Source organism: Amycolatopsis taiwanensis DSM 45107 (assembly GCF_000519205.1).
Taxonomy (GTDB): domain Bacteria; phylum Actinomycetota; class Actinomycetes; order Mycobacteriales; family Pseudonocardiaceae; genus Amycolatopsis_E; species Amycolatopsis_E taiwanensis.
In genome coordinates, this window is sequence record NZ_JAFB01000003.1 from 128,601 (window position 1) to 153,701 (window position 25,101).

The following is a 25,101-nucleotide window of genomic DNA, read 5'->3' on the forward strand; positions in this document are numbered from 1 at the left end:
AAGACAAGGCAGGCGAGAACATCACCGTTCGCGTCCCGGACGAACTTCCTGTGCTGACAAGGCGCGCGGCCCGCATACTGCTTGACATACTGGTGGAGCTGACCGAGGTCGAGGTCCTGGACGGACCTCAGGAAAGGGGGTCCGATGACTGCTGAAATCAACCGCGATCCGTGGGCGACGCTGGACGATCTGCTCGGCGTCGAGGTGGTCGAGACCGTCGACGCGGGCATCGGGCCGGTCGCGTTCTACGGCCGGTGCTCGACCGAGGACAACCAAGACCCCGAGACCTCGCACGGCTGGCAACTCGGCAACGCGCGCAAGTTCATCGAACCGCTCGGCGGAACAGTCGCGGCCGACTTCTTCGACATCGGTCAGTCCCGCTCGGTGCCGTGGGAACGTCGCTCGGAAGCCTCCCGGCTGCTGGCGGCATTGAAGGACCCGCACCGGGGATGGGATGCCGTCGTGGTCGGTGAGGGGACGCGGTGCTGGTTCGGCAACCAGTTCTCGCTCATCGCGCCGAGGTTCGCAGCGTTCGGGGTGGATCTGTGGGTGCCGGAACTCGGCGGGAAGTTTGACTCGCGGAATCCGTCGCACAAGATGCTGATGAGCGTGCTCGGCGGTATGAGCGAATCGGAGCGTCAGCACGTTCAGGCGCGGGTGCGCGCGGCGATGGATTCGCAGGTGGTGAACGAGGGGCGGCACCAGGGCGGCCGGGCGCCGTACGGCTACAAGGTGGTGGACGGCGGGCCGCACCCGAACCCGCGCAAGGCGGCCGAGGGCTACCGGCTGCGGGTGCTGGCGATCGACGAGCCATCCGCCGAGGTGGTCCGGCGGATCTTCGCCGAGTATCTGACCGGTATGGGTGACCGGGCCATTGCTAACGGGCTGAACCTCGACGGCATTCCGTGCCCGTCGGCTCGACGGCCGGATCAGAATCGGCACCGACTGGCGGACGGGTGGCAGGGCAGCACGGTCCGGGCGATCCTGGACAACCCGCGCTATACCGGCTATGCGATCTTCGGACGATGGACCAAACATGAGACGCTGCTCGACCCCGAGGACGTGGCGGCCGGTCACGTGGTCCGGTTCCGGCGGTCGGCCCCTGACCGGGTGGTGCGGTCGAGGACACAGGCGCATCCCGAAATCATTTCCGTCGAGGACTTCACCGAAGCTCAGTTGCTTCGCCGGTCGAAGGCGGCAGGCGGACTCCGCACGGCGCGCAAGACCGAACGTGGGCGACGGCCGACGAAGCGGACCTACCTCTTTCGAGGTCGCATCCGGTGCGTGGCGTGCGGACGAAAGATGGAGGGCAGCCCACGGGCGCACGGCATGTACTACCGGTGCCCTGCGCGCACTCTCGCTCCCGGATCGGCCGCCCTGGCGGACCATCCGCCCACGGTCTACCTGCGAGAGGACCCGCTGATGGAGGCCGTCAACGCATGGCTCGGTCGGTTGTTCGCTCGCGAGAACGTGGACCAGACGGTGGCCGAACTCGTCGCCTCGCAGGAGGGCGGCCGGATGCCGAGCGGACGCGAGGCCGCGAGAGACCGGCTCGACGCTGCCGAGGCGAAGCTACGACGGTTCCAAGCCGCCATCGAGGCCGGGGTTGATCCGGCGGCACTCGTCGAGGCGATCAACGAGGCACAGGCGCAGCGGGCCGCCGCGCGAGCCGAACTGGACAACGCACCCACACCGAACACAATCAGCGACGCCGAGGTGTACGCCATGATCGACTCGCTCGGTAACGTTGCAGAGGCGCTGGCGAACCCGAAGCGAGAGAGCCTGGAGAACCTCTACACAGCAGTTGACCTGCAAGTTCGCTACGAACACGAAACCCGCGCGGCCGACGTTGTGATCCGTCCGCCAGCGCGGGTGAATAGTGCGCGTGTCCGAGGGGGGACTTGAACCCCCACGCCCTTTACGGGCACTAGCACCTCAAGCTAGCGCGTCTGCCATTCCGCCACTCGGACTTGCTGGGAAACAGGTTAACCCATGCCACCACGCGCCTGCACCGGGGGCCATGATCTGATCGTCACGAGGTTGCGATATAAGACCGCCTTCGGCTGTAGATGACACCCGCCCGGGTCCTCGCTGGCTGACTGAAGCAGCACGGCCGAATTCGGTCACGCTCCGTTACATCAGCAGGTCCGGGCAAGTGAGCACCGCACGACGAGCGAGGCTCGCCCGCCGGCCACTCATCCTGCGTGGGTGGTGCCGGGGAGGACGTCGGCTTCGAACCTGTCCCTGTGGCATCAGGCCCGGACAAGCTCACACCACCACCGGGTGGGCAATTCTTCCTCCTCGCGGTGGTACGGCCACTGGCGACCGTCACCGTCCTGCTCGTGATCTACTACGTGCTGCCGGCCGACCGCCGGCTCGACACGTGGACGCTGGTCCAACTGGTGCTGGAACTCGTGCTGGTGGTGGCGGTCATCGGGTGGCAGGTCCGGCGGATCATGCGGTCCCCCTACCCCGCGATCCAGGGAATCCAGGCCCTTGCCTTCGTGATCCCGCTGTTCCTGGTGATATTCGCCTACGCCTACTACGTCTTGGAACACGAACTGGCGCAGAGCTTCACGAAACCGCTCACCCGGACCGACGCCCTGTACTTCGTCGTGGCCGTGTTCGCCACGGTCGGGTTCGGCGACATCGCCGCGGTGAGCCAGGCCGCGCGCCTCCTGGTGATCATTCAGATGGTCGGTGACCTGCTGCTTCTCGGCGGGGTCCTCCGCGTCATCGTGACCGCGGTGCAGCGCAGCCGGGCGGGGCGGCGTGATTGAGTCCGAGTTTCCTCAGTCGAGTCACACTGGCACCGCGGGCCCAGCATCGTCGTGGAGCCGATGGCCGAGTGCGGTTTGAGTAGATCGAAATGGTCTCGGGGATGAAATCGAGCACCTCGCGAATTTCTCGAACGATTTGGTCACGTCGCGAAAGGTGACTTCGTACACATACCTGAGCAGTGCGGGCGCGGCGGAGCGCGACGATCAACCGGGCGGCACACTGTCTGTCCAATTCGGACGACCTTGACCCGGGTGTTGCCGTCAGTGAGGCGGATCTCACGCTCACCGTGCCACCGCGGCTGCAGCGGCCGAGGCGCACTCGCCACGGATTATGCAGGCTTGCGTCGCCGCGCCCGTCACTCCCCCGCGCGGAGGATTGGGCTGGGCATGCGGAAGCATGCCAACTCATAATCGAACATGTGAGCGGTAATGACGGGCTGTCGGGTTCCCAAGGCGAGTTCGGGCATGCGGTGCCGGTCCGGCCCGCGAGCGGCGACGGAAGTGCCCGGGTCCCCGGCCGGTGCCTGCGCGGGCACCACCTCAGCGTCAGCGGCGCCGGCAACGGCTGGTCCCACTTCTACGATCTGCCCGACGTCACCTGCCGGGTCTGCGCCGCCCTCGGCGACCCCGCAGCGACCTGGTGCCTGATCGATCCGGCCCGGCAGTTCGTCTCGCCGTCCGCACCCGAGCGCGGGCTGGTGCTCGCGGTGATCCCACCGGTCGAGCGCGGCGAACCGGGCCGCATCGAACTCCGCCTGAACGGGCAGGCGGTCGGCGAAGTGCGCCTCGCGGCCTGTGGCCCCTGCCGCCGGGCCGTCATCACCGGGGTCGGCGTCGAGGTCGCCCTTCGCCGGTTGGGCTATGGCCGGGTCCTGGTCGCCGCCGCGCTCGCTCGCGCGCCGCAGGCCCGCTACCGGTGGTCGACCGCCGTCCTGCCCGACACGGTCGAGGCCTGCGCGTTCTGGTCCGCGATCGGGTTTCCCGGCACCGTCGGCAAGCCGCACTTCTGCTCCGACATGCGCCTTCTACAGGGCGATTCCGGCCCGGAGACCGGGATACGCCGTGATTGAGTTACTCACCGTGGCGCGCGAGGCCAACCTCGAAGTCGTCACGGCCCGGGGTGTCCTCGTCGCCCTTGTGCTCGGCTGCAGTGCCAGACGCCGAAGCCTGACGCAGTTCGACACAGCACTCGCCCACCGCCGGGACGAGACACGCATGAACGCTCGACGCCTGAAGGCCGGTCAGCACTCCTCGCAGGAACGCCTGGTTGAGGGCGCACACCAGGTCGGGAGCGCGCTCGGCGAGCGGATGGAACGGGCAGTTACGCAGCCGCAGGCACGTGGAACTCGTGCGGCTGGGTTCGAAGCCGTAGCGGGCCAGGAGCCCTTCCGCGAGGGTGAGTGCGCGTTCGGCGCCGAGCCGTCCCGGCCGGATCCGGTCGCGTTCGGCCTCGCCGGCCAGCGCACCCCGTTCGGTGGCGATGCGGATGGCCGCCGCACGGGCGCTTTCGCTCTGGGCTTCGGCCGCCACGGCATCGACGAGAATCTCGGCCAGCACGTCGTGACGGCGCGCCGGTATCGCCACCTGGATCCCGGCGCCGACCGGCTCGTAGACCTTCGGCCGGCGCCCGACCTTGCGCGGGCCTTCGACGCCGAAGTGACATCGCAGCAACCCGGCGTCGACCAGCTTGTCCAGGTGAAACGCGGCGAGCTTGCGGGAGATCCCCACGGCCGCGGCCGCTTCATCCCGGGTGATCGGCCGCCGGACCGTTCTGGCGAAGCTGTACATCCCCCGCCGGAGCTCATCGTCCAGCACGGCGACGGCCTTGATCGCGTCATCCGGTTCGGCCCCGATGGTCACGGCATCCAGACTATCGCCTGGCGGAATAAGACCAAACTTCGTGAGTCAAATTGATTTCAGGCCCCGGCGCCAGGGTGATGGCCCTGCGCAACCGCCGTAGCCGCGGGCTGTTCGACCGGTTCCCACCCGGCCGACAAAGCCGAGGCGCTGCACCGCTGTGTCCATCCGCTCCGAGCGATCATGCGACTGGTGGCGGAACGCCCCGACGTCTTGGCCGTCCCCAGCACAGCCGCGCCACACTGCCGTCAGCTTGCACCACCTCAGGTTCCGCTAACCGCACCGCAACGCAAGCCACTTCAAGACGGTCTTCAGAGCCAGGGGCCCAGTTCGGGAGCGTGAGCGGCCCGGCCGGTGAGCCAGCGGGCCAGGGCGGGTCCTTCACCGGCGTCCACCCGGCGGGCGACCACGTCCTCGACGAGCGCGTGGAGGAGGTCGCCGGGCAGGTCGCCGAAGTCCACGCCGGCCGCCAGGTCGACGGCATGGACGGCGACCTCGCGGGTACGCATCCACGGGATCTCGGTCGCGGGCACCATCCGGCCCTGCGCGGTCTCCACCTCATGGCGCCATGCCTCGTCCGGCAGGGCGTCGAGGTCACGGGCGAGCGCTTCGGCCGACTCGCGCACCATCGTGCGCAACTCGCTCACCGGCAGCCGGGAGCCCTCCTCGATCTCGGCATTGCGGCGCTCCCGACTCGCGTACATCGGGGTTTTCTCACCGGTCGCGGCCCAGCGGAGGAGCCGCCGCAACGCCTCGGCGTTGTAGTGCACGTGCGCGACCACGTGCCGGCGGGTCCAGCCGGGCAGCGCGCTCGCGGCATCGAAATCCGCGTCGGACAGCCCGTCGACGGTCGCCAGCAGCAGCCGCGTGCCCTGGTCCATCCAGTCTCGGGTTTTCATTTCGCACGCACCCGGTGGTCGACCTTGCCAATACCACCTATCTCGGTGACGGGCCGGAGAGTGAGCACCGTGGAAACATAACGCACCGGGATCGACCGGCCCAACCACGAGATCACTGGTGATCGCCTTCTGCACGAGTTCGCCGCCGCCGAGATCGGCCACGACTTGGCTGCGTCGGGGTAACGGCCGGGTCCTTGGTCCAACTGCCGGAGTCCTTCGGCTCTCGTCCCCCACGATCCGGACCGCGACCATGGAGCGATGCGAGTACGGGACATCATGAGTACCCCGGTCGTCGGCGTCACGGGAGACGCCACGATCGAGGAGGCGGCCGCGCTGATGCTCGGCCGTGGCTTCACCACGGTCCCGGTCTTCAGCGAATCGGGCACGGTGATCGGCATGCTCACCGAGGCCGACCTCGGCCGGTCACGCTTCACCGTCACCCGGGCCGAGGACAGCCCGGACAGCGGGGCGATGTCGGGTGTCACCGCCCGCGCGGTGCGGCAGATCATGCGGCCCTCGACCGTCGTGGTAACCGCCGACTCGGACCTGACGGAGCTGGCCACGATCATGGTCGACGCGCACTTGCGGAGCGTGCCGGTGGTGGACGGTGATCACGTGGTCGGCATCGTGACCTGGCGCGACCTGCTCGCCAGCCTCATGCTCCACTGACCAGGACACCGGCCGAGAGCCGGTGTCCCTACGCTGACGGGCGTCACTGTTGGTAGGACTCGACCTCACGCACCGGACGCGCCTGGGCGGCGGCGGGGTCCTCGCCGAACTCCCGCCGGGCCCGCCGCTGCCGGAGCAGGTCCCAGCACTGGTCGAGATGCTCCTCCAGTTGCCGCATCCGCTCTCGTTCGGTGTCGTCGAGCCCGTCACTGTGCGCGCGCGACCGCAGCCGGTGTTCCTCCGCGATCAACTCGTCGATGTTGGCGATGATGTCGTTGTCGGCCATGCCCCGAATGTAGCTGGCGCGCGACGCGCGCGGTCGCGACTGCGGGTGTCGCCGAACATGCCGCCCAGTGCGTAGTCGACGCCGGCCGCACGCCAGAACCCGGCCTGCTCCTCGGTGTCCACCCCGTCGACGCTCACCCGCATCCCGGCCTGGTGCGCGAGTTCGATCGTCGTCGCCAGCACGCGCATCGTCGCCGATTCCGACGCCGCCTGCCGGGCCGCGATCCGCCGGTCCACCCGGATCCCGTGCACCGGCAGGTCCTCCAGGAACAGCACGTCGCCGACCGCGCCGAAGCCGTGCACGATGGTGCGGACGCCGATTTCGGACAGGACGGTCAGGTTCTCGGCCGTCTCGCCACCCTCCGCCAGCGCCCGGCCGGGGAATCCGAGCACCAGCCGGTTCGGCCGCAGTCCCGAGGAGTCGAGCACGCGCCGGACCAGGCCGACCAGATCCGGATCGGCCGCCTGGCTCCGGGTGAGCGCGACCGACAGGAGCAGCTCGTCGCGCTCGCCCTGGAACCGCTTGCAGGCCGAGGACAGCAGCCAACTGCCCAGGTCGAGGATCAGCCCGGTCGGCTCGGCGAGCGTCAGGCACTCCTCGTGCGACAACCGGCCGCAGCGGGCGTGGTCCCAGGACACCAGGGCCTCGACCGCGGCCCGCCGCCCATCCGCCAGCCACACCACGGGGCGGTAGCCCACCCGGATCTCGCCGGTCTCCAGCGCGCCCGGCATGGACGCCGCGAGCGCGGCCGTCTCGCGGTCCCGCGTGTCCAGTTCCGGATCGGCCAGCAACCACTGCCCGCGCCCCGCGGACTTCGCGCGGCGCAACGTCAATTCGGCGGCGCTCAGCAGTTCGGAGGTGCGGATGCCGGGATCGGGCTGGTGCACGACGCCGACGCTGGCCGAAGTCGCCAGGCCGTGCTCGCCGTCGAGATAGACCGGTTCGGACAGCGCTTCGGTGAGCCGCTCGATCATGGTGGGAACGGCGGGGGTGGCCGGCGTGTTCTCCACCAGGATGCCGAACTCGTCCGCGCCGAGCCGCGCCACGGTCGCTTTCTCTTGCGCCACACCGTTTTTGAGCGCTCGCGCCACATGCTCCAGCAGCCGGTCGCCCAGTTCGTCGCCGTGGCCGCCGGTGATCAGCGAGAAGCCGTCGAGATCGAGTTGGTACAGCGTGATCCCGGTGGTGGGGTCCGCCCGGCGGAGGGCCTTCGCCAGCTCGGCGCGGAACGACAGCCGGTTGGGCAGGCCGGTCAGCGAGTCGTGCAGCGCCTGGTCCGTCAGTTTCCGCCGCAAGAGCGCGACGTCGTTGCCCTCCTCGATGACCGTGCCGACGTGCTCCTCCTCGTGCTGCGCGCCGCCCCGGAGCGCCTCGCTGTACCCGGCCATCATCTCCCCGAGCACCGCGATCACCCGCTCGGCGAGCCGCTCGACGTCGTGCAACTCGTCCTGGTTCAACAGCGCCTTGCCGAGCACCTCCGCCGAGCGGCGGATGCTGTCCCGGCCGACACAGTGCATTTCCACGAGCCTGGCGCCGACGCCCGCCGCGGGCGTGGGGTCGAACGGCTCGCTGCGCACCGCGTCGAACAACCGGTTGACCAGGTGGAGCATGTGCTGTTCGACTTCGGCGTGGGTGAGGGGGAGGTAGGCGGTCGCGTTGATCACGTACGCCCACTCACGAGCGAGGACGAAGCGGCCCCGGCCGGCCTCCGCGGCGGGCGCTGCGACAGCGCACGGGGGCAGCGAGCCGTCGTCCGGTACGGAGGCGGTCATAGCGGAATATCCAGGATCGGGAAAACGGGGCGGGGTCCATTGCCAGAAGCATGGCGTGTTCGCTGCGTAGTCTAATCGTTACAGACGACGGAGCACCATACCTCGGCACGCCGCGTTCTGGCGCATCCCCCACAAGGATTGACGGAGTGTCACCTGTTCGGGTAGACGACGGCCGAGGACGGAAGTTTCGCGCCATGTCCGATCCAATTCGGCCCGGCCTCCCGTTCTTGACGCGGGCCACAAGATCGATCCGTAGGCTCGATCCCATGAACGCGACCGGCACGACCCTCGCTCCGCAGTCCCGATCCCTGAGCGTGCCGGGCGTGATCGGGCTTGGCGCGGTCGGCGCGCTGGCCACCGGGACCGTGCTCATCCTCCTGCTGCACTTCATCCCGCCCACCGACGAGATCAGCCCGGTGCGCCGCACCATCAGCGAGTACGGGCTCACCTCCAGCAAAGGAATCTTCGACACGGCGGTGCTGCTGGTCGCGGTCGGCTCGGCCGTGCTGTTCGCGATGCACCTGGCGCGCCGGGCGCTGTCGGCGATCCCGGCCGTCGCCGGTGGCCTGTGGACGCTCAGCCTGCTGGTGATCGTGGCCTTCCCCAAGACCGACTGGACGGTCGGGCCGAGCGCGGGCGGCACCGTGCACCGGATCGCCAGCATCATCGGGTTCGTGTGCCTGCCCGCCGGGGTCCTGATCGCGTCGAACCGGCTGTTCGCGGGGGCCCCGGCCTGGCGCCGGGCCGCGCGGTCGCTCGGCGGCGTCTCACTGCTGTGGTTCGTGGTCATCGTCGGCGCCATCGTCGCCGCGCTCTTCACCGGCGGGCGGTGGTGGCTGATGATCCCGCTGGGGCTCATCGAGCGGTTGATGGCGCTCACCGAGGTCCTCGCGATCGCGACCCTGGCGGTGCCGTTACTGCGCCGGAATGACCTCCGATGACCTAGCTCACAGCGCGGGGTAGGCTGTTGCCGGTAACTTCCTAAGCGCTCGCTTAGCGCACTCATCGCCGAGGAGGAAGCACGTGACCGACTCCCACTCCCGCGTAGCGATCGTCACCGGTGCCGGCCGGGGCATCGGCGCCGCGATCGCCCGCCGGCTCGCCGGCGACGGGTTCGCCATCGGCCTGCTCGACCTGGACGAGGCGGCCGTCAAACAGGGCGCGGAGGCCATCGTCGCCGGCGGAGGCAAGGCCATCGGGGTCGGCGTGGACGTCAGCAGCACCGAACAGGCCGAAGCCGCGGTGGCCCGGGTGGCCGGCGAACTGGGCCCGCCCACCGTGCTGGTCAACAACGCCGGCATCACCCGGGACAACCTGTTGTTCAAGATGTCCGACCAGGACTGGGACGCGGTGCTGGGGGTGCACCTGCGCGGCTCCTTCGTGATGACCCGCGCGGCCCAGAAGCACATGACCGAGCAGGGCTGGGGCCGCATCGTCAACCTCTCCAGCGTCTCCGCCCTCGGCAACCGCGGCCAGGTCAACTACTCCACCGCGAAGGCCGGCCTGCAGGGCTTCACCAAGACCCTGGCGATCGAGCTGGGCAAGTTCGGGGTGACCGCCAACGCGATCGCGCCGGGCTTCATCGCCACCGACATGACCGCGGCCACGGCCGAACGGATCGGCCTGTCCTTCGAGGACTTCCAGGCCGCCGCCGCCAAGGAGATCCCGGTGCGGCGCGTAGGGCAGCCCGACGACATCGCACACGTGGTGTCGTTCCTGGTGAGCGAGGGCGCCGGGTTCGTCTCCGGCCAGGTCATCTACGTCGCCGGCGGACCGAAGGACTGACCACCATGCGCGTTTTCCCAAGTCTGGACGCCTTCGCCGCCGCGGTGGGGGAACACCTCGGCTACAGCGACTGGCACACGGTCACCCAGGACCAGGTGAACCTCTTCGCCGACGCCACCAACGACCACCAATGGATCCACGTGGACGTGGCGAAGGCCGAGCAGGGTCCCTTCGGCGGGCCGATCGCCCACGGCTTCCTGACCCTGTCGCTGATCCCGGCGCTCGGTATGGAGACCTACCGGGTCGAAGGGCTGTCCATGGGCATCAACTACGGCCTCAACAAGGTGCGCTTCCCGCAGCCGGTGAAGGTCGGCGCGAAGATCCGCGGTGGCGCCCAACTGCTGGAAGTGACCGACGTGCCGGGCGGCAAGCAGAGCGTGGTGCGCTGGACGATCGAGATCGACGGAACGGCGAAGCCGGCCTGCGTGGCGGAGTTCGTCGGCCGCCTGCTCGTCTGAGGCCTCCCATCCCGGCTTCGGGTGTCCCGCAATGATCAGGAGGCCCATGTGAGTTCCGCGGATCCGCCCGGGTTGGACACGGCGCGGCTGCGCGCCTACCTGGACGAGCACGTGCCCGGCCTGGTCGCGGGCCCGCTGGCCGCCGAGGTGGTGGCGGGTGGCCGGTCGAACCTGACCTATCTGGTGCGGGACCCGCACTCGCGGTGGGTCGTGCGCCGCCCGCCGCTGGGGCACGTCCTGCCCACCGCGCACGACATGGCCCGCGAGTACCGGGTGATCAGCGCGCTGGGCCCGACCGCGGTCCCGGTGCCGAAGACCATCCTGCTGTGCCAGGACCCGGACGTGCTCGGCGGTCCGTTCTACGTGATGGAGCACGTGCCGGGCACGCCCTACCGCTCCGAAACCGAGCTCGCCGAGCTGGGTCCGGCGCGGACGAGAGCGATCGCCGAAGCACTCGTCGACACCCTGGTCGAACTGCACGCGGTGGACCCCGGCTCGGTCGGCCTGGCCGATTTCGGGCGCCCGCAAGGGTTTCTGGAGCGGCAGCTGCGCCGGTGGAAGAAGCAGCTGGACGCCTCCCGCAGCCGTGACCTGCCGGGCATCGAGCGGTTGCACGAGCGGCTGGCGGCGGCCCTGCCCGTCTCGGCCGAGGCGACGATCGTGCACGGCGACTACCGCTTGGACAACGTGTTGGTACAGGCCGCCGCTTCACCAGACCAAGCGGCGGCGGATGGCGCAACCACCGAGCGCGCCGGCGCGAAGCCGGCCAAAAGTGAAGTCGAGATCATGGCGGTGCTGGACTGGGAGATGTCCACGCTCGGCGACCCGCTCACCGACCTCGCGCTGCTCATCGCCTACGCCGAGCGCGAACGGATCGACACCGGCGTCTTGCCGAAGGTCAGCTCGGCGCCCGGGTACCCCGGCACGGACGAAGTGATCGACCGCTATGCCCGCGTCTCCGGGCGCGACGTGTCGGCGCTGGCCTGGTACGTCGGGTTCGCGTTCTTCAAGATGGCGGTCATCCTCGAAGGCATCTACTACCGGTTCAGCCAGGGCCAGACCGTCGGCGCCGGTTTCGAAAGAATCGGCGCCGCCGTCGTCCCGATCGTGCGGTTGGGCAACCAGACCCTCAACAACCTCTAACGGAGACGGTTATGGACTTCGCTTTCGACGCTCGCACCGAGGAGCTGCGCGGGCAGCTGCTGGATTTCATGGACGAGCACGTCTACCCGGCCGAACCGGTCTTCGAAGAACAGCTCGCCGAGCGACAGAACCCGTGGACGAGCGTGCCGGTGGTCGAGGAGCTCAAAGCCGAAGCGCGCAAGCGCGGCCTGTGGAACTTCTTCCTTCCGGGCGCCGACGGCGCCGGGCTGACCAACCTCCAGTACGCGCCGCTGGCGGAGATCACCGGCCGCAGCCCCCATCTCGCGCCGGTCGCGCTGAACTGCGCGGCACCGGACACCGGCAACATGGAAGTGCTCGCGATGTTCGGCACCGAGAACCAGCGCAAGCAGTGGCTGAAACCGTTGCTGGACGGGGAGATCCGCTCGGCGTTCGCCATGACCGAGCCCGACGTCGCCTCTTCCGACGCACGCAACATCGCCACCAGCATCCGCCGCGACGGCGACTCATACGTGATCAACGGCCGGAAGTGGTTCATCACCGGCGCGATGAACCCGGACTGCCGGATCTTCATCGTGATGGGCAAGACCGACCCGGACGCCGAGCCGCACCGCCAGCAGAGCATGATCCTGGTACCCCGCGACACGCCCGGCCTCGAGATCAAGCGGGGCATGCGGGTGTTCGGCTACGACGACGGCTTCCACGGCGGCCACGCGGAAGTGATCTTCCACGACGTGCGGGTGCCCGCGGAGAACCTGCTGGCCGAGGAGGGCGCCGGGTTCGCGATCGCACAGGCGCGGCTGGGCCCGGGCCGGATCCACCACTGCATGCGGTTGATCGGCACGGCCGAGCGGGCGATCGAGTTGATGTGCCGCCGGACGCTGGGCCGCAGCACCTTCGGCACGCCGATCGCCGAGCAGGGCGTGGTGCAGGACTGGATCGCCGAGTCGCGGGTGCGTGTCGAACAGCTCCGGCTGCTGGTGCTCAAGACGGCCTGGCTCATGGACACCGTCGGGAACAAGGGCGCACACACCGAGATCCAGGCGATCAAGATCGCCACCCCGGCCGCGGTCGAGTGGATCCTGGACAAGGCGATCCAGGCGCACGGCGCGGGCGGGCTGTCCCAGGACTTCCCGCTGGCGCAGCTGTGGGCGAAGGCGCGCACGCTCCGGTTCGCCGATGGTCCGGACGAGGTGCACAAGCGCTCGCTGGCCCGCCGCGAGCTGAAGAAGTACCGGACGGAGGCCCGATGAACGACACCCTCAGCGAACAAGATCTGCGCGAACGGGTCGCCGCGCTGCTGGCCGCCCACGATCCGGCGGCCACCGACCGGCTGGAGTTCCTGCGCGCCCAGTTCGACGCGGGTCTGGCCTGGGTGCACTATCCGGTCGGGCTCGGCGGGCTCGACGCGCCGCGCGAGCTTCAGTCCGTGGTGAACGCGGCCCTCGCCGCGGCCGGCGCACCGGACAACAACCCGCGCCGGATCGGCATCGGGCTCGGCATGGCCGCGCCCACCATCCTGCGGTTCGGGACGCCGGAACAGCGAAAGCGCTTTCTGCGTCCACTGTGGACCGGCGAGGAGGTGTGGTGTCAGCTGTTCAGTGAGCCGGGTGCCGGATCCGATCTGGCGGCGCTGGGCACGCGGGCGGTGCGTGACGGTGACAGCTGGGTGGTGACCGGGCAAAAGGTGTGGACCTCGGTCGCGCACATCGCGCGGTTCGGCATCCTCGTCACCCGCACCGATCCGGACGTCCCCAAACACCGGGGCATGACCTACTTCATCTGCGACCTGACCGATCCCGGTGTCGAGGTGCGCCCGTTGCGGCAGCTCACCGGCGAGGCGGAGTTCAACGAGGTGTTCCTCAACCAGGCGCGGATACCCGACGCCTACCGGCTCGGCGAGGTCGGGGACGGCTGGCAGGTCGCGCGGACGACGCTGATGAACGAGCGCGTCGCCATCGGCGGCAACGCGATGCCCCGCGAGGGCGGGCTGCTCGGGATCGTCGCGAAGACCTGGCGCGACCATCCCGAACTGCGCACGCCGGACCTGCACGAACGGCTGCTGCAGCAGTGGGTGGAGGCCGAGGCCATGCGCTTGGCCGCGACGCGCCTGCGCCAGCAGCTCGCGGTGGGGCAGCCCGGCCCGGAGGGCTCGGTGATGAAGCTGGCGTTCGCACGGTTGCAGCAGGCGCTGTCCGGGCTGGAGGTCGAACTGGCCGGTGAGGGCGGGTTGCGTTACGACGATTGGACCATGCGCCGCCCGGAAAAGGTCGACATGATCGGCCGCGGGCCCGGATACCGGTACCTGCGGGCGAGGGGCAACTCGATCGAGGGGGGCACGTCCGAGGTGCTGCGGAACATCATCGCCGAGCGGGTGCTCGGGCTGCCCTCGGAACCACGGGTGGACAAGGACATTGCCTGGAAGGACCTCCCAAGATGAGCGATCTGCTGTACTCCGAGGTCGAGGAGGACCTGCGGGCCAGTGTTCGTGACCTCTTCGCCGACCAGGCGCCCGCGGCGGCGGTGCTGGCCCGCACGGAAAGCGACGAACCCTACGACCTGAAGCTGTGGCGCACCCTGGTGGGCGAGCTGGGTGCGGCCGGGCTGGCGGTGCCCGAGCGGCTCGGCGGGCAAGGGGCCTCGGCCCGCGAGGTCGCCGTGGTGATGGAGGAACTGGGGCGTGCCGTGGTCCCCGTGCCGTTTCTCGGCAGCGCGGTGCTGGCCACCTCGGCGTTGCTCGGGGCGGGCGAGGCGGAACTGCTCCCCCGGCTCGCCGCCGGTGAGCTGATCGGCGCGCTGGCGGTGCCGCTGACCACGTCACCCGGCACGGCGTTCGCGTCTTCGGTGCGCGCCAACGACGGTGTCCTCAATGGACGGATCAGCACCGTCGCCGACGCAGCGGTCGCGGACGTTCTGGTGGTTCCCGCATCGGGACCGAACGGTCTTGAACTGTACACAGTGGACGGCGAGGCCGCGGTGGTCACCGAGGTCACTCCGCTGGATCTGACCCGCAGGCTCGCCGACGTCGTGCTCGACGACGTGCCCGCGCGCCTGGTCGCCGGGCCGGACCGCGCGCCCGCCGCACTGGAGGGAGCGCTGACCTTCGGCGCGGGCATGCTCGCTTCGGAGCAACTCGGCGTGGCGCAGTGGTGCCTGGACGAGACCGTCTCCTACGTCAGGCAGCGCTACCAGTTCGGGCGGCCGGTCGGTTCCTTCCAGGCACTCAAGCACCGCCTCGCCGACGTGTACCTGGAATTGGTGGGAGCCCGTGCGGCGGCGCGCTACGCGGCCGACACCCTGGCCACCGGCGACCCCGACGTCCAGATCGCGGTGGCGGTGGCGCAGTCGTCGTGCGCCTCGGTCGCCGTGCACGCGGCCGAGGAGGCGATCCAGCTGCACGGCGGGATCGGCATGACCTGGGAGCATCCCGCGCATCTCTACCTGAAGCGGGCCAAGTCCGGCGAGCTCGCGCTCGGCACCCCCGGGCGGCACCGCGCCCACCTGGCCACGCTGATCGATCTGGCGCCCTGAATCTTGGGGAACCGGAGCGCCTCGCGGTAACGTCTCATTCCTCGAAGTGGTCTGGAAGAGACACGTGAGGACGGCGAACGATGACCGAACCGACGCCCGGCAACGGTGATGACCCGACCGCTCGCGTGGACCGCTGGATGGCCGAGGCGCGCGCGAAGGCCGAGCGGTACCGGTCGATGCAGAGCGCGGTCGGCGGGGTCTCGGTGACCGAGTCGTCGAAGGACGGGCTGGTCTCGGTGACCGTGGATTCGGCGGGGAACGTGACCGACCTGAAGCTTTCTGATCGGGTCCGCGAAATGTCCGGGGCACAGGTCTCCTCGGCGGTGTTGCTGACCCTGCGGCGGGCCCAATCGCGGTTGCCCGAGCAACTGGGCGAAATCATGGCCGCCACGATCGGCGAGGACCAGCAGACGGTCGAGACGATCGTGGGCAACTACCGCGCGAAGTTCCCCGAGCCGGAGGACCCCGACGAGGCGCCGGAGCAGGCCGCCTCGGGCGAGGTGCGGCGGATCGGCGAACTGGAGGAGGCGGAAGAAGCCCCGGCTCCGCCACCGGCGCGGCCCGCTCGCCCGCCGCAACCCGCGCCGCCGGCGGCGTCTTCCCGGCCGGCGCGGCCTCAGCAGGACGATGACGATGACGACTGGGGTGACCAGTCGTTCCTGGTCCGTAAGTAACGCGAGGAGGGGGTCGTCATGACCAGCGCCGGTGGTGGTTACGGGGTTCGTCCCGACGAGTTGGCGACGCACGCGAAGGCGGTGCAGCAGGTCGGGTCCCAGTTGGGGCAGGCCATGTCGGCGGCGAAGCAGGTCACAATGGGGGTGGAGGCTTACGGGTTGATCTGTGGGCCGCTGTTCGTGCCGATGGTGTTGGCGGTGAGCGCGCCGGGCCTGGTGACTCTCGGTCTGGCAGAGCAGGCGATCAACTCGGTCTCGGACGCAGTGACCAAGGCCGCATCCAGCTACGAGCAGGCTGAGCAGGCGCACGCGAAGACGTTGAAGTCGTTCGGCGACGCCCTGGCATGACGCCTCTTGAGTCAACCCGCGGCCATCAAGGTGACCACGGGGCTCGCGCCTCTGTCTCGCTATTGGGGCGGCGGGGCGCCCTTCTCGCAGACCTGACGCGATTCTCTATGCAGCGCCCCATCGACACGATCGCGATCGCGCGCGGACTCGCGAAGGAGCGAGCATGAGCAATCCGTTGGTTGCACAGAAGCAGGACTCGACCACCTGGCATTCGGGCATCAACATTCTCGACGACGCCGCCGGGGTGTATGACGGGGTGCAGTCCGGGTCTTGGATCGAGGGCGGGATCTCGGCCATCGGCGCCGGTATGGACCTGTTGACCATGGCGATGAACCCGGTCGGCACGCTGATCTCCTACGGCCTGAACTGGCTCATCGAACACGTCAAACCGTTGAAAGACGCCCTCGACCACCTCGCCGGGGACGCCGACCAGATCGCCGCCTACTCCCAAACCTGGAAAAACGTCGCCCAAGCGGTCCAGAGCGCGGGCAAAGACCTCGCCGCCACCGTCGAAAAGGACACCGCCAACTGGACCGGCCCGGCCGCCGACACCTACCGCGCCAACCTCAAGAACAAAATCAACCACATCAACGCCGCCTCCACCTGCGCCGAAACCATCTCCACAGTCGTGGAGATCGTCGGCGTNATCACCGGCGCCGTCCGCGGCCTCGTCCGCGACATGGTCACCCAAGCCATCGGCGACTTCATCCAAGACGCCCTCGAAGAAGTCTTCTCCCTCGGCCTCGGCACCCCCGTCGTCGTCGCCCAAGTCGTCGAACAAGTCTCCGCCTGGATGGAAAAGATCGGCGCCACCATCAAAAAACTCATCAACTCGGTCGAAAAACTCCGCCCGATGATGAGCAAACTCGAAGAAATCTTCGCCGCCATCAAAAAAGTCATGAACACCCTCCACGGCCACGGCGGCGAAGAACCCCACCTCCCCGGCGAAAACACCCACGCCTCCTCCGCCCACGACACCCCGACCACGCACAACGGCGACCCCTCGACCTCCCCCGCCCATGACACCTCCACACCAACCGACACCGTCGACGGCCGGCCCGGATCTTCTACGCCGGATAGCGAAGGAAAACCGCTGCGTGACCAGGCGGACGATCCGCACCAGGCGGGTCGTGACCCGGCGGCCAAATCGGAATGTGGCGATCCGGTGGATCCGGCCACCGGCGAGATGTTCACCGTGCAGACCGATCTCGAGCTACCGGGAACGCTCCCCCTGGTGCTGACCCGCGGGCACACCTCGTCCTACCGTTCGGGCCGGTTGTTCGGCCGGTCGTGGGCGTCTACTTTGGACCAACGCGTGGAGGTCACTGGGGAGCGTGTCTACTACGCAGCGCCCGACGGTGTCATCCTGACCTACCCGCTCCCGCCGGCTCCGGACGTCTCGGTGATGCCGATCTCCGGTGCGCGGTGGCCACTGGAGAGAACGCCGGCCGGCGGATACACCATCACGCGACCGCAGGAAGGAATACGCCTTCATTTCGCCGGGGACGGGCCGGTGCTGCCGATCAGCGCGACGACGGACCGCAATGGCAACCGGATCGACTTCGACTACGACTCCGGCGAGCTGATCGGTCTCCGGCACAGCGGCGGTTACCAGGTCCGGGTGACCATGAGCGAGGGTCTGGTCTCCGCGCTGGTGCTGGTGAACCCGGATGGTCCAGATGTCCTGATCAAGAGCTACTCCTACGACGACGCCGGGCGCCTGATCGGGGTGGTGAACTCCTCGGGCCGGGCGACCCGGCTCGACTACGACCCGGCGGGCCGGATCGTCCGGTGGGAAGACCGCAACGGCGAGTGGTACGCCTACGACTACGACTCCGCCGGGCGCGTGGTGCGCACGACCGGCTCGGGCGGCTGTCTCGCCGGAACGTTCGCCTACGAGGAGGATCGCTTCATCACGCGATACACGAACTCGCTGGGCCACACCACGACCTACGAGTTCGACTCCGCCGGCGACCTCGTCCGCGAAACGGATCCGCTCGGCAACGTCGTGCGCCAGGAATGGAACGAGTTCCATCGGATCGTGCAACGCACGGACGCACTCGGCCAGACCGTGCGGATCGGCTATGACGATTTCGGCAACATCACCGAGCTGGTGAAGGCGGACGGTACCCGAATCACCGCCCGATACAACGAACTGCAGTTGCCCATCGTCATCACCGAGCCGGGCGGCGTCATCCGGCGCAACGAATACGACGACCGCGGCAATCTGGTGTCGGTCACCGATCCGCTCGGCGCCGTCACCCGGTTCGTCCGCGACGAGCGGGGCGCGCTGGTGGCGCAGACCGACGCGGCCGGGAACACGACCCGGATCACCCCGAACGCGGCGGGACTGCCGGTGCGGGTCGTCGAGCCTTCCGGTGCGGCCACGACCTACCTGCGCGACCTGTTCGGCAGGACGTCTGTGGTGACAACCGCGGCCGGCGCGACGAGCCGTCTCGAGTGGACGGTCGAAGGCAAGCTGGCGCGCCGGACGAACCCGGACGGCTCGACCGAGCGAGCGGTTTACGATCCCGAGGGCAACGAGGTCCGCCACGTGGATGCGCTCGGCAACGTGACAGTGGTCGAGACCACTCACTTCGACCTGCCCCGGGCCGAGATCCGGCCGGACGGCTCACGCACCGAGATCGTCTACGACACCGAGCTGCGGCCGGTGTCCGTCGTCGATTCGCGCGGGCAGTCCTGGACCTACGACTACGACGCCGCGGGCAGGCTCGTCCGCGAGCAGGACGTCAACGGCCGGACCGTGGAGTACGTCTACGACGCGGCCGGTCGGCCGGTGGAACGCCGAGACAGCGCAGGAGCCGTGAGCCGCTTCGAGTACGACGCGGTGGGCAACCTGGTGCGGCGAAGCTCCGGCGACGAGGTCGCCGAGTTCGCCTACGACCCGATGGGCCGGCTCGTCCGCGCGGCCAACCCGGACGCGGAGCTGACCTACGAGTTCGACGCCGCCGGGCGGGTGCTCGCCGAAACGGTCAACGGGCGCACCATCCATTCGCGCTACGACCTGCTGGGCCGGCGGATCGCACGGCGCACGCCGACCGGCGCCGAGACGGCCTGGACCTACGACGCGTCGCCGCGGCCGGTGTCGCTGCACACGGCCGGCCGGACGATCACCTTCGGCTATGACCCCACGGGCAACGAAACCGAGCGGCTCCTGGACAGCGGCGTCATTCTCGCGCAGGCGTGGGACCTCAACGGGCGACTGGTCTCGCAGACCCTGTCCCGGGTGGCCGGCGCGGGCACCGGCTGGCGGCGACGGATCGTCCAGGACCGCCGCTACCGCTACCGCCCGGACGGCCACGTCACGGCGATCGAGGACCGGCTCGGCGGAAACCAGTTGCTCAGCCTGGACGCGCTGGGCCGGATCACCGAGTCGCGTGGGCCGGCCGGGGTGGAGCGCTACGCCTACGATGCAAGGGGCGCGATCACCGCGGCGGTGTGGCCGGGAGCGGACACCGAGGTGCAGGGCGTGCGGGAGTACCAGGGGTCGCTGGTTCGGCGTGCGGGCAACGTGACCTACGACTACGACGAGCGTGGCCGGGTGGTGATGCGGCGGCGCAAGCGGCTGTCCGCAAAGCCGGATATCTAACGCTACGCCTGGAGCCCGGAGAACCGGCTGGTCGGTGTGGTCACGCCGGACGGGACCCGCTGGCGGTACCGGTACGACCCGCTGGGCCGGCGCATCGCCAAGGAGCGACTCGCCCCCGAGGGCAACGTGGTGGCCACGATCGACTTCGTGTGGGACGGCGCGCAGCTCGCCGAGCAGATCGAGTCGTCGGGCCGGGCGAAGACCTGGACGGCCGCCGGGCTCCAGCCACTCACCCAGACCGAACGGGTGCGAGCCGCTGAAGGTGACCAGGACTGGGTCGACGCGCAGTTCTACGCGATCGTCACCGATCTCGTCGGCACACCGAGGGAGCTCGTCGACTCTTCCGGCGAGCTCGCCTGGCGGGCGCAGCACAGCGTATGGGGCCGGGCGCTCGCCGAGCTGACCGCCACGGCGAACACTCCGCTGCGGGCGCCTGGACAGTATTTCGACGCCGAAACGGGGCTGCACTACAACCTCAACCGGTTCTACGACCCGGACACCGGGCGCTACGCCAGTCCGGACCCGCTCGGCGCCGCGCCCGGTCCGGACCCGCATGCCTACGTGCACAACCCCGTCATCGCGATGGACCCGGCCGGGCTCGCCGAAATGTGCCTCGACAAGTGGAAGGAAAAGGGCCCCGAGGTCGTCGAGGAGCTGGACTGGACGCACGGCGAGAAGGTCGCGAACGGGGTGAAATACAATTTCGAGCGGATGGACCCCGGCAGCAACGAAGCCGCGCACGTGGCCAGCCACAACTTACCCGGGATCGGGCGGGACCCGTACAAGATGGCGGACTACTTCAAGCAGATGGAGGGCCGCGGCCAATACGTCGAGTTCGACCACGCCGGGCAGAAGCCCGGGGTCCGGGTCCACTACGACAACGAAAAACAGGTGATCATCATCGAGAACGACCGGATGGTCCACGGTTACCGGATGAGCCCGGAGGAATGGGCACGGAAGGTCCAGCAAGGCAGGTACCGGGAAGGATGATCTCGCACGTGAGAGTGGTCCAGGCCGAAGTTCCCTCGCTGCAGTTCGTGCTCGGTCAGGCGAGGCTGGTCGGCTCGGCCCTGTCCTTCGTGATGTCCACTGTGGCCGCCAATCCCTCCACAGTGGAGCTCCTACTCGGCGCCGAGCCAGCGGCCGTGCGCGCGTTCGAAGACCGGCTCACCGAGGACATATCGGCCGCGCAACGAGCCCATGACGCCCGCGAATCACGCGAGGCCTCCCGAGTCCGCGTTCCCTTGGCGCAGGCGCATCTCGTGTACACGGCGCTCGTCGTCTCCACGCACCTGACACCGTCCGAGGAGGAGTACAACATCCAGGTCGGCGCCTTCAAGGAGAACGCGCTCGAACTCGCCGCGGGAATCCGGTCGGCCTACGAGAGCCACGGCACCGACTCGGTGACCTAGCGCCGGTATGAACGTCGATCAGAGTCGTTTGCTTGATCCCAGCGAGGTGGCTGGTGGCTTCGCAGCGTGTGGCAAGTGTGTCGTGGCGGGTGGCGACGGCGCCGAGTCCCCGCTCCAGACCGCCGAGTTCCCGCTCCAGACCGCCGTGTCCCCGCTCCAGACCGCTGTGTTCCTGCTCAGGAGCGCGTGTCCCCGGTTCAGGACACGAGTCCGTCGCGCCGTCGGGGGGTGTGACGGTCCTGGCGGCATGTCTCGCAACGTTGCCGGGGTAACCCTGCCTTCGGTACCTGTTGTTCCCAAGCCGGAACTCAAGTGCCTGAACCGGGGACACGCCCGGCTGAACCGAGAACTCGCGTGCCCGAACCGGGAACTCGCGTGCCCGAACCGGGAACTCGCGTGCCTGGACCGGGGACACGGCAGGTGCTGGCGTGTCCCCGGTTCGGGAGGGTGAGTTCTGGGTTTAGGAGGGTGAGTTCTGGGTTTAGGTGGATGAGTTCTGGGTTTGTGGCGAGTTCCGGGGTTCAGGCAAGGACGTCAAGATCAGGCCAGCCCAACCGACTTCGATACAGGCCCCGGCGCCTGTTGCAAACTCGCTTGCGTGGCGGTGCCGGGTCGCTATGCTGCTGGACAACGCGTTGACGGAGACGAGTAGCCGAGGATCGCGCGAGCCGGAGAGAGCCGCCGGCAGCTGAGAAGGCGGCCTCACGCCCTACGGTGAAGACCCTCCCGAGTGCGGGGAGGAACGGCGGCTGGTCCGCCCAATGCCCCGCCGGCCGGCCCCCGTCATCGGACCGTTCAACGAGGCTGCCGCCGGACCGCCCGGCGGCGGTGAAAGTGCGGTGGCACCGCGAGTTCCCCTTCTCGCCCGCACTCCCAAGGGATCGCGCATATCCATCGAGGAGTGTGATGATCTCTCGTGTTCTGGCTGCCGACCTGCCCAAGCATGTCGGCAGTCAGGTGAGAATCGCCGGCTGGGTCCACCGCCGGCGTCAGCTGAAATCCATCGGTTTCGTCGTCATCCGGGACCGTTCCGGGCTGGCCCAGGTCGTGGTGACCGGCCCAGCGTCCGGAACGACCACGGAGAACATGAGCGAGGAAACCGTCGTCGAAGTCCACGGCCTCGTGACCGCCAACGCCCAGGCCCCGGGCGGCGTCGAGATCACCGGGCCGACGTTCACCCCGCTGTCCGACCGGGCGGAGCCAACACCGTTCGGGCTCTACAAACCGCATGTCACCGCCACGCTGCCGACCATTCTCGACAACGCCGGTGTCGCGCTCCGGCATCCCCGGCTACGGGCGCCGTTCGAAGTCGCGGCGGCTTCCGTCGCCGGTTTTCGTCGCACCCTGGACAGGCTCGGCTTCACCGAAATCCACACCCCCAAGATCGTGGGATCGGCCACCGAATCCGGCGCAGGCGTCTTCGGCATCGACTATTTCGGTCAGCGCGCGTATCTGGCCCAGTCGCCACAGTTCTTCAAGCAGGCCCTGGTCGGCGTGTTCGAGCGGGTTTACGAGGTGGGGCCGGTGTTTCGCGCCGAACCACACGACACCGCCCGTCACCTGGCGCAGTACACCAGCTTGGATGCGGAACTCGGCTTCATCACCGACTACCGAGATGTCATGACCGTATTGCGCGAGACGCTCGCGGGCATGATCGCCACAGTCGTCGAACGTGCCGGTGACGTGGTTGATCTGCTCGAATTGGAACTGCCGGAGGTTCCCGCCGAGATTCCCGCGATCGATTTCGCCGAGGCTGGAGAACTTCTGGCCCGCCACACGGAACCGGACCCGCGTGGGGAACCCGATCTCGCACCCGCGCATGAGCGGTGGTTGTCCGCCTGGGCCGCCCGCACCCACGGCTCCGAGTTTCTGTTCGTTACCGGATATCCCATGGCCAAACGCCCGTTCTACACCCATCCGGACCCGGCGAGACCGGGCTGCTCGAACGGTTTCGATCTGCTGTTCCGCGGGTTGGAACTGGTGACCGGCGGGCAACGGTTGCATCGCTACCGCGACTATGTCACCGCTCTCGATGCGCGTGGCGAGCCTCTGGAGTCCTATCAGGACTATCTCTCCGTGTTCGCGCACGGGATGCCACCCCACGGCGGGTTCGCCATCGGCCTCGAACGGTGGACGGCCCGTCTGCTGGGCGTGCCCAACATTCGCCAGACCACACTGTTCCCCCGCGATCTGCACCGGCTCAACCCGTGATCGCTGCCGCACCGGCCGGATCACCGTTCAGGCGGACGTAGCGAGTCGAGGAACAGTTCGGTGTGCTGAGGCACCCGGCGCTGGGCCCGGACGTTCCTTTTGTCCGGGCCCAACTGGCGCCCGCGCCACTCACTCGGCAAGCTCGTCGACCTTGCGTTGCAGTTTGTTCATGCCCGCCAGCCAGCGGTCGGTGTCGGCCGCCCTGGCCGCGTAGTAGCCGGCCACCTCCGGGTGCGGCAGCACCAGGAAACGCCCGTCCGACAGGGCTTTCCACACCTCGTCGGCCACCTGCTCCGGTTCGATCGCGGAGGCGTCCATGATCAGGCGCCCGGCGGCACCGGCCTCGGTGAGCATCCGGGTGCGTACGCCCTGCGGGCAGACTGCCTGCACGGTGATCCCCCGGTGCCGGTAGGTGGCGCTGAGCCACTCCGCGAAGGCGAGCGCCCCGTGCTTGGTCACCGAGTAGGGCGCCGAGCCCAGCGCGGTCAGCAGGCCGGCCGCCGAAACGGTGGCGAGGAAGTGGCCCCGCCCGCGGGCGAGCCAGTCCGGCAGCAGTAGCTTCGCCGCACGCACGTGCGCCATCACGTTGACGTCCCACGCCAGTTCCCAGGCGTCTTCGGCAGCACCCTCGGACGGCGCGACCCCGGCGTTGGCGCAAAACAGGTCGATGGCGCCCAACTCGTCCTTGGCGGTGGCGATCAGCCGCCGCACCCCGGGCTCGGCTGCCGCGTCCCCCACGACCGCCACCCCACCGGTCTCCTCAGCGACCGCGGTGACCGCTTCGGCGTCGAGATCGGCCAGCACCAGCCGAGCTCCCGCTGCCGCGAAGCGGCGGGCCAGTGCGGCGCCGATCCCGCCCCCGCCGCCGGTGATCACCACGCCGGCGCCGGAGGCGTCGAAGCTCACAGGCCACCTCCCAGTGTCGCGCCCCCGTCGAGCACCAGCGTCTGGCCGGTGATCCAGGCGGCATCGCCGGAAAGCAGGAACGCCACCGCACCGGCGACGTCCTCGGGCACGCCGAGCCGCTTGAGCGCGTACCCGGCCGCCACTTCTTCCTCACGGCCCTCGTACAGGGCGGTGGCGAACTTCGTCTTGACCACGGCCGGCGCCACCGCGTTCACCCTGATCTTCGGGCCCAGTTCCGCCGCCAGCTCCTGGGTCAGCCGGATCATCGCGGCCTTGCTGACGCCGTACATGCCGATGCCCGGCGACGCACGCAATCCCGCGACCGACGCCACGTTGACCACCGCGCCGCCGTGCTCGCCCATCCAGGCGTCGCGGGCGAGCCGGGTCCAGGCCAGGGGCGCGAGCACGTTGACCGCGATGATCTTGGCCGCGGCGCCGGGGTCGACGTCGGCGATCGGGCCGTAGACCGGATTGATGCCGGCATTGTTGACGAGCAGGTCCAGGCGGCCGAAGGCCTCCACGGTCCGGGCAACGGCCTCCTGCTGGTGGCCGGGGTCGTCGGCCTTTCCGGCCACCCCGATCACGTCCCCGCCACCCAACTCGTCGACCGCCTCCGCCAGCGGCTCGGGTTTGCGAGCGGTGAGACACACCTTCGCGCCGCGCCGCACCAGCTCACGGGCGATGCTCAGCCCTATGCCCCGGCTCGCCCCGGTGACGATCGCGGCCTGACCCTTCAGCGAGTTCACCCGTTTCTCCTCCTTCGTTGCGCCCGCGGGCTGAG

General features: G+C 69.1%; 23 protein-coding genes and 1 tRNA gene. 17 read left to right on the forward strand and 7 right to left on the reverse strand.

Annotated elements, in window-relative coordinates; genetic code table 11:
* Positions 1-144 precede the first annotated feature (144 nt).
* Positions 145-1,905 carry a recombinase family protein gene (locus tag A3CU_RS50795; protein ID WP_027940611.1) on the forward strand — a complete coding sequence of 587 codons (1,761 nt, stop codon included), beginning with the start codon at positions 145-147 and terminating at the stop codon, positions 1,903-1,905.
* Here the strand turns inward: A3CU_RS50795 and A3CU_RS0100605 are convergent.
* Positions 1,887-1,970, reverse strand: a tRNA-Leu gene (locus A3CU_RS0100605). The two genes, A3CU_RS50795 and A3CU_RS0100605, sit on opposite strands and share 19 nt — an antisense overlap.
* 276 nt (positions 1,971-2,246) lie before the next feature.
* Between A3CU_RS0100605 and A3CU_RS0100610 the strand changes: the two genes are divergently transcribed.
* Together A3CU_RS0100610 and A3CU_RS42935 are read left to right on the forward strand one after the other, a co-directional pair.
* Positions 2,247-2,780 (forward strand): potassium channel family protein, encoded by a 534-nt coding sequence (locus tag A3CU_RS0100610; RefSeq protein WP_027940612.1) that lies wholly within the window; start codon positions 2,247-2,249, stop codon positions 2,778-2,780.
* Between the two features lie 419 nt (positions 2,781-3,199).
* The gene (locus A3CU_RS42935; RefSeq protein ID WP_052371346.1) at positions 3,200-3,850 is read left to right on the forward strand and encodes a GNAT family N-acetyltransferase; all 651 of its coding nucleotides are present in this window, start codon (positions 3,200-3,202) and stop codon (positions 3,848-3,850) included.
* Position 3,851: 1 nt separating this feature from the next.
* Here A3CU_RS42935 and A3CU_RS42940 read toward each other — a convergent pair whose 3' ends face one another.
* Complete coding sequence (locus tag A3CU_RS42940; protein ID WP_245616850.1) at positions 3,852-4,568, reverse strand: helix-turn-helix transcriptional regulator; 717 nt, start codon at positions 4,566-4,568, stop codon at positions 3,852-3,854.
* A 380-nt stretch (positions 4,569-4,948) separates the two neighbouring features.
* Positions 4,949-5,536, reverse strand: coding sequence for a maleylpyruvate isomerase N-terminal domain-containing protein (locus tag A3CU_RS0100625; RefSeq protein WP_027940613.1), 588 nt, complete (start codon positions 5,534-5,536; stop codon positions 4,949-4,951).
* Between the two features lie 258 nt (positions 5,537-5,794).
* Here A3CU_RS0100625 and A3CU_RS0100630 point away from each other — a divergent pair, with 258 nt between their 5' ends.
* The gene (locus A3CU_RS0100630) at positions 5,795-6,205 is read left to right on the forward strand and encodes a CBS domain-containing protein (RefSeq protein ID WP_027940614.1); all 411 of its coding nucleotides are present in this window, start codon (positions 5,795-5,797) and stop codon (positions 6,203-6,205) included.
* Positions 6,206-6,248: 43 nt separating this feature from the next.
* Here A3CU_RS0100630 and A3CU_RS0100635 read toward each other — a convergent pair whose 3' ends face one another.
* On the reverse strand, positions 6,249-6,491 hold the full coding sequence (locus A3CU_RS0100635) for a DUF2630 family protein (protein WP_027940615.1): 243 nt from the start codon (positions 6,489-6,491) through the stop codon (positions 6,249-6,251).
* A complete protein-coding gene (locus A3CU_RS42945; protein ID WP_052371348.1) occupies positions 6,452-8,263 on the reverse strand; it encodes a putative bifunctional diguanylate cyclase/phosphodiesterase in 1,812 nt (603 codons plus the stop codon). Before A3CU_RS42945 ends, A3CU_RS0100635 begins: the two co-directional genes overlap by 40 nt.
* Before the next feature lie 266 nt (positions 8,264-8,529).
* Here A3CU_RS42945 and A3CU_RS0100645 point away from each other — a divergent pair, with 266 nt between their 5' ends.
* From A3CU_RS0100645 to aspS, 13 genes are all read left to right on the forward strand, one after another.
* Entirely contained in the window at positions 8,530-9,204 is a 675-nt protein-coding gene (locus A3CU_RS0100645) for a DUF998 domain-containing protein (protein ID WP_043840456.1), read from the forward strand.
* 82 nt (positions 9,205-9,286) lie between these two features.
* Positions 9,287-10,048 (forward strand): 3-oxoacyl-ACP reductase FabG, encoded by a 762-nt coding sequence (gene fabG, locus A3CU_RS0100650; RefSeq protein WP_027940617.1) that lies wholly within the window; start codon positions 9,287-9,289, stop codon positions 10,046-10,048.
* Between the two features lie 5 nt (positions 10,049-10,053).
* The gene (locus A3CU_RS0100655; RefSeq protein ID WP_027940618.1) at positions 10,054-10,506 is read left to right on the forward strand and encodes a MaoC family dehydratase; all 453 of its coding nucleotides are present in this window, start codon (positions 10,054-10,056) and stop codon (positions 10,504-10,506) included.
* A 48-nt stretch (positions 10,507-10,554) separates the two neighbouring features.
* Positions 10,555-11,649, forward strand: a complete 1,095-nt coding sequence (locus tag A3CU_RS0100660) for a phosphotransferase family protein (RefSeq protein ID WP_027940619.1) — start codon at positions 10,555-10,557, stop codon at positions 11,647-11,649.
* Positions 11,650-11,660: 11 nt separating this feature from the next.
* Positions 11,661-12,881 carry an acyl-CoA dehydrogenase family protein gene (locus A3CU_RS0100665; RefSeq protein WP_027940620.1) on the forward strand — a complete coding sequence of 407 codons (1,221 nt, stop codon included), beginning with the start codon at positions 11,661-11,663 and terminating at the stop codon, positions 12,879-12,881.
* Entirely contained in the window at positions 12,878-14,068 is a 1,191-nt protein-coding gene (locus A3CU_RS0100670; RefSeq protein ID WP_027940621.1) for an acyl-CoA dehydrogenase family protein, read from the forward strand. Before A3CU_RS0100665 ends, A3CU_RS0100670 begins: the two co-directional genes overlap by 4 nt.
* Positions 14,065-15,159: an acyl-CoA dehydrogenase family protein gene (locus A3CU_RS0100675; protein ID WP_027940622.1), complete on the forward strand. Its 1,095-nt coding sequence runs from the start codon at positions 14,065-14,067 to the stop codon at positions 15,157-15,159. Before A3CU_RS0100670 ends, A3CU_RS0100675 begins: the two co-directional genes overlap by 4 nt.
* An 80-nt stretch (positions 15,160-15,239) precedes the next feature.
* Entirely contained in the window at positions 15,240-15,833 is a 594-nt protein-coding gene (locus A3CU_RS0100680; RefSeq protein WP_027940623.1) for a YbaB/EbfC family nucleoid-associated protein, read from the forward strand.
* An 18-nt stretch (positions 15,834-15,851) separates the two neighbouring features.
* Positions 15,852-16,181 (forward strand): type VII secretion target, encoded by a 330-nt coding sequence (locus tag A3CU_RS0100685; RefSeq protein WP_027940624.1) that lies wholly within the window; start codon positions 15,852-15,854, stop codon positions 16,179-16,181.
* Between the two features lie 898 nt (positions 16,182-17,079).
* Positions 17,080-19,791 carry a DUF6531 domain-containing protein gene (locus A3CU_RS42950; RefSeq protein ID WP_425388212.1) on the forward strand — a complete coding sequence of 904 codons (2,712 nt, stop codon included), beginning with the start codon at positions 17,080-17,082 and terminating at the stop codon, positions 19,789-19,791.
* A gap of 36 nt (positions 19,792-19,827) precedes the next feature.
* The gene (locus A3CU_RS49580; protein WP_052371350.1) at positions 19,828-20,781 is read left to right on the forward strand and encodes an RHS repeat domain-containing protein; all 954 of its coding nucleotides are present in this window, start codon (positions 19,828-19,830) and stop codon (positions 20,779-20,781) included.
* Positions 20,782-20,789: 8 nt separating this feature from the next.
* Positions 20,790-21,203: a hypothetical protein gene (locus A3CU_RS0100695; protein ID WP_156960182.1), complete on the forward strand. Its 414-nt coding sequence runs from the start codon at positions 20,790-20,792 to the stop codon at positions 21,201-21,203.
* Positions 21,204-22,109: 906 nt separating this feature from the next.
* Positions 22,110-23,414, forward strand: a complete 1,305-nt coding sequence (gene aspS, locus A3CU_RS0100700) for an aspartate--tRNA(Asn) ligase (RefSeq protein WP_027940626.1) — start codon at positions 22,110-22,112, stop codon at positions 23,412-23,414.
* A 129-nt stretch (positions 23,415-23,543) separates the two neighbouring features.
* On the opposite strand, the gene A3CU_RS0100705 is transcribed toward aspS, so the two are convergent.
* Entirely contained in the window at positions 23,544-24,320 is a 777-nt protein-coding gene (locus A3CU_RS0100705; protein ID WP_027940627.1) for an SDR family oxidoreductase, read from the reverse strand.
* Positions 24,317-25,066: an SDR family oxidoreductase gene (locus A3CU_RS0100710; RefSeq protein ID WP_027940628.1), complete on the reverse strand. Its 750-nt coding sequence runs from the start codon at positions 25,064-25,066 to the stop codon at positions 24,317-24,319. The genes A3CU_RS0100705 and A3CU_RS0100710 overlap by 4 nt, the downstream gene beginning before the upstream one ends.
* Positions 25,067-25,101: the final 35 nt, after the last annotated feature.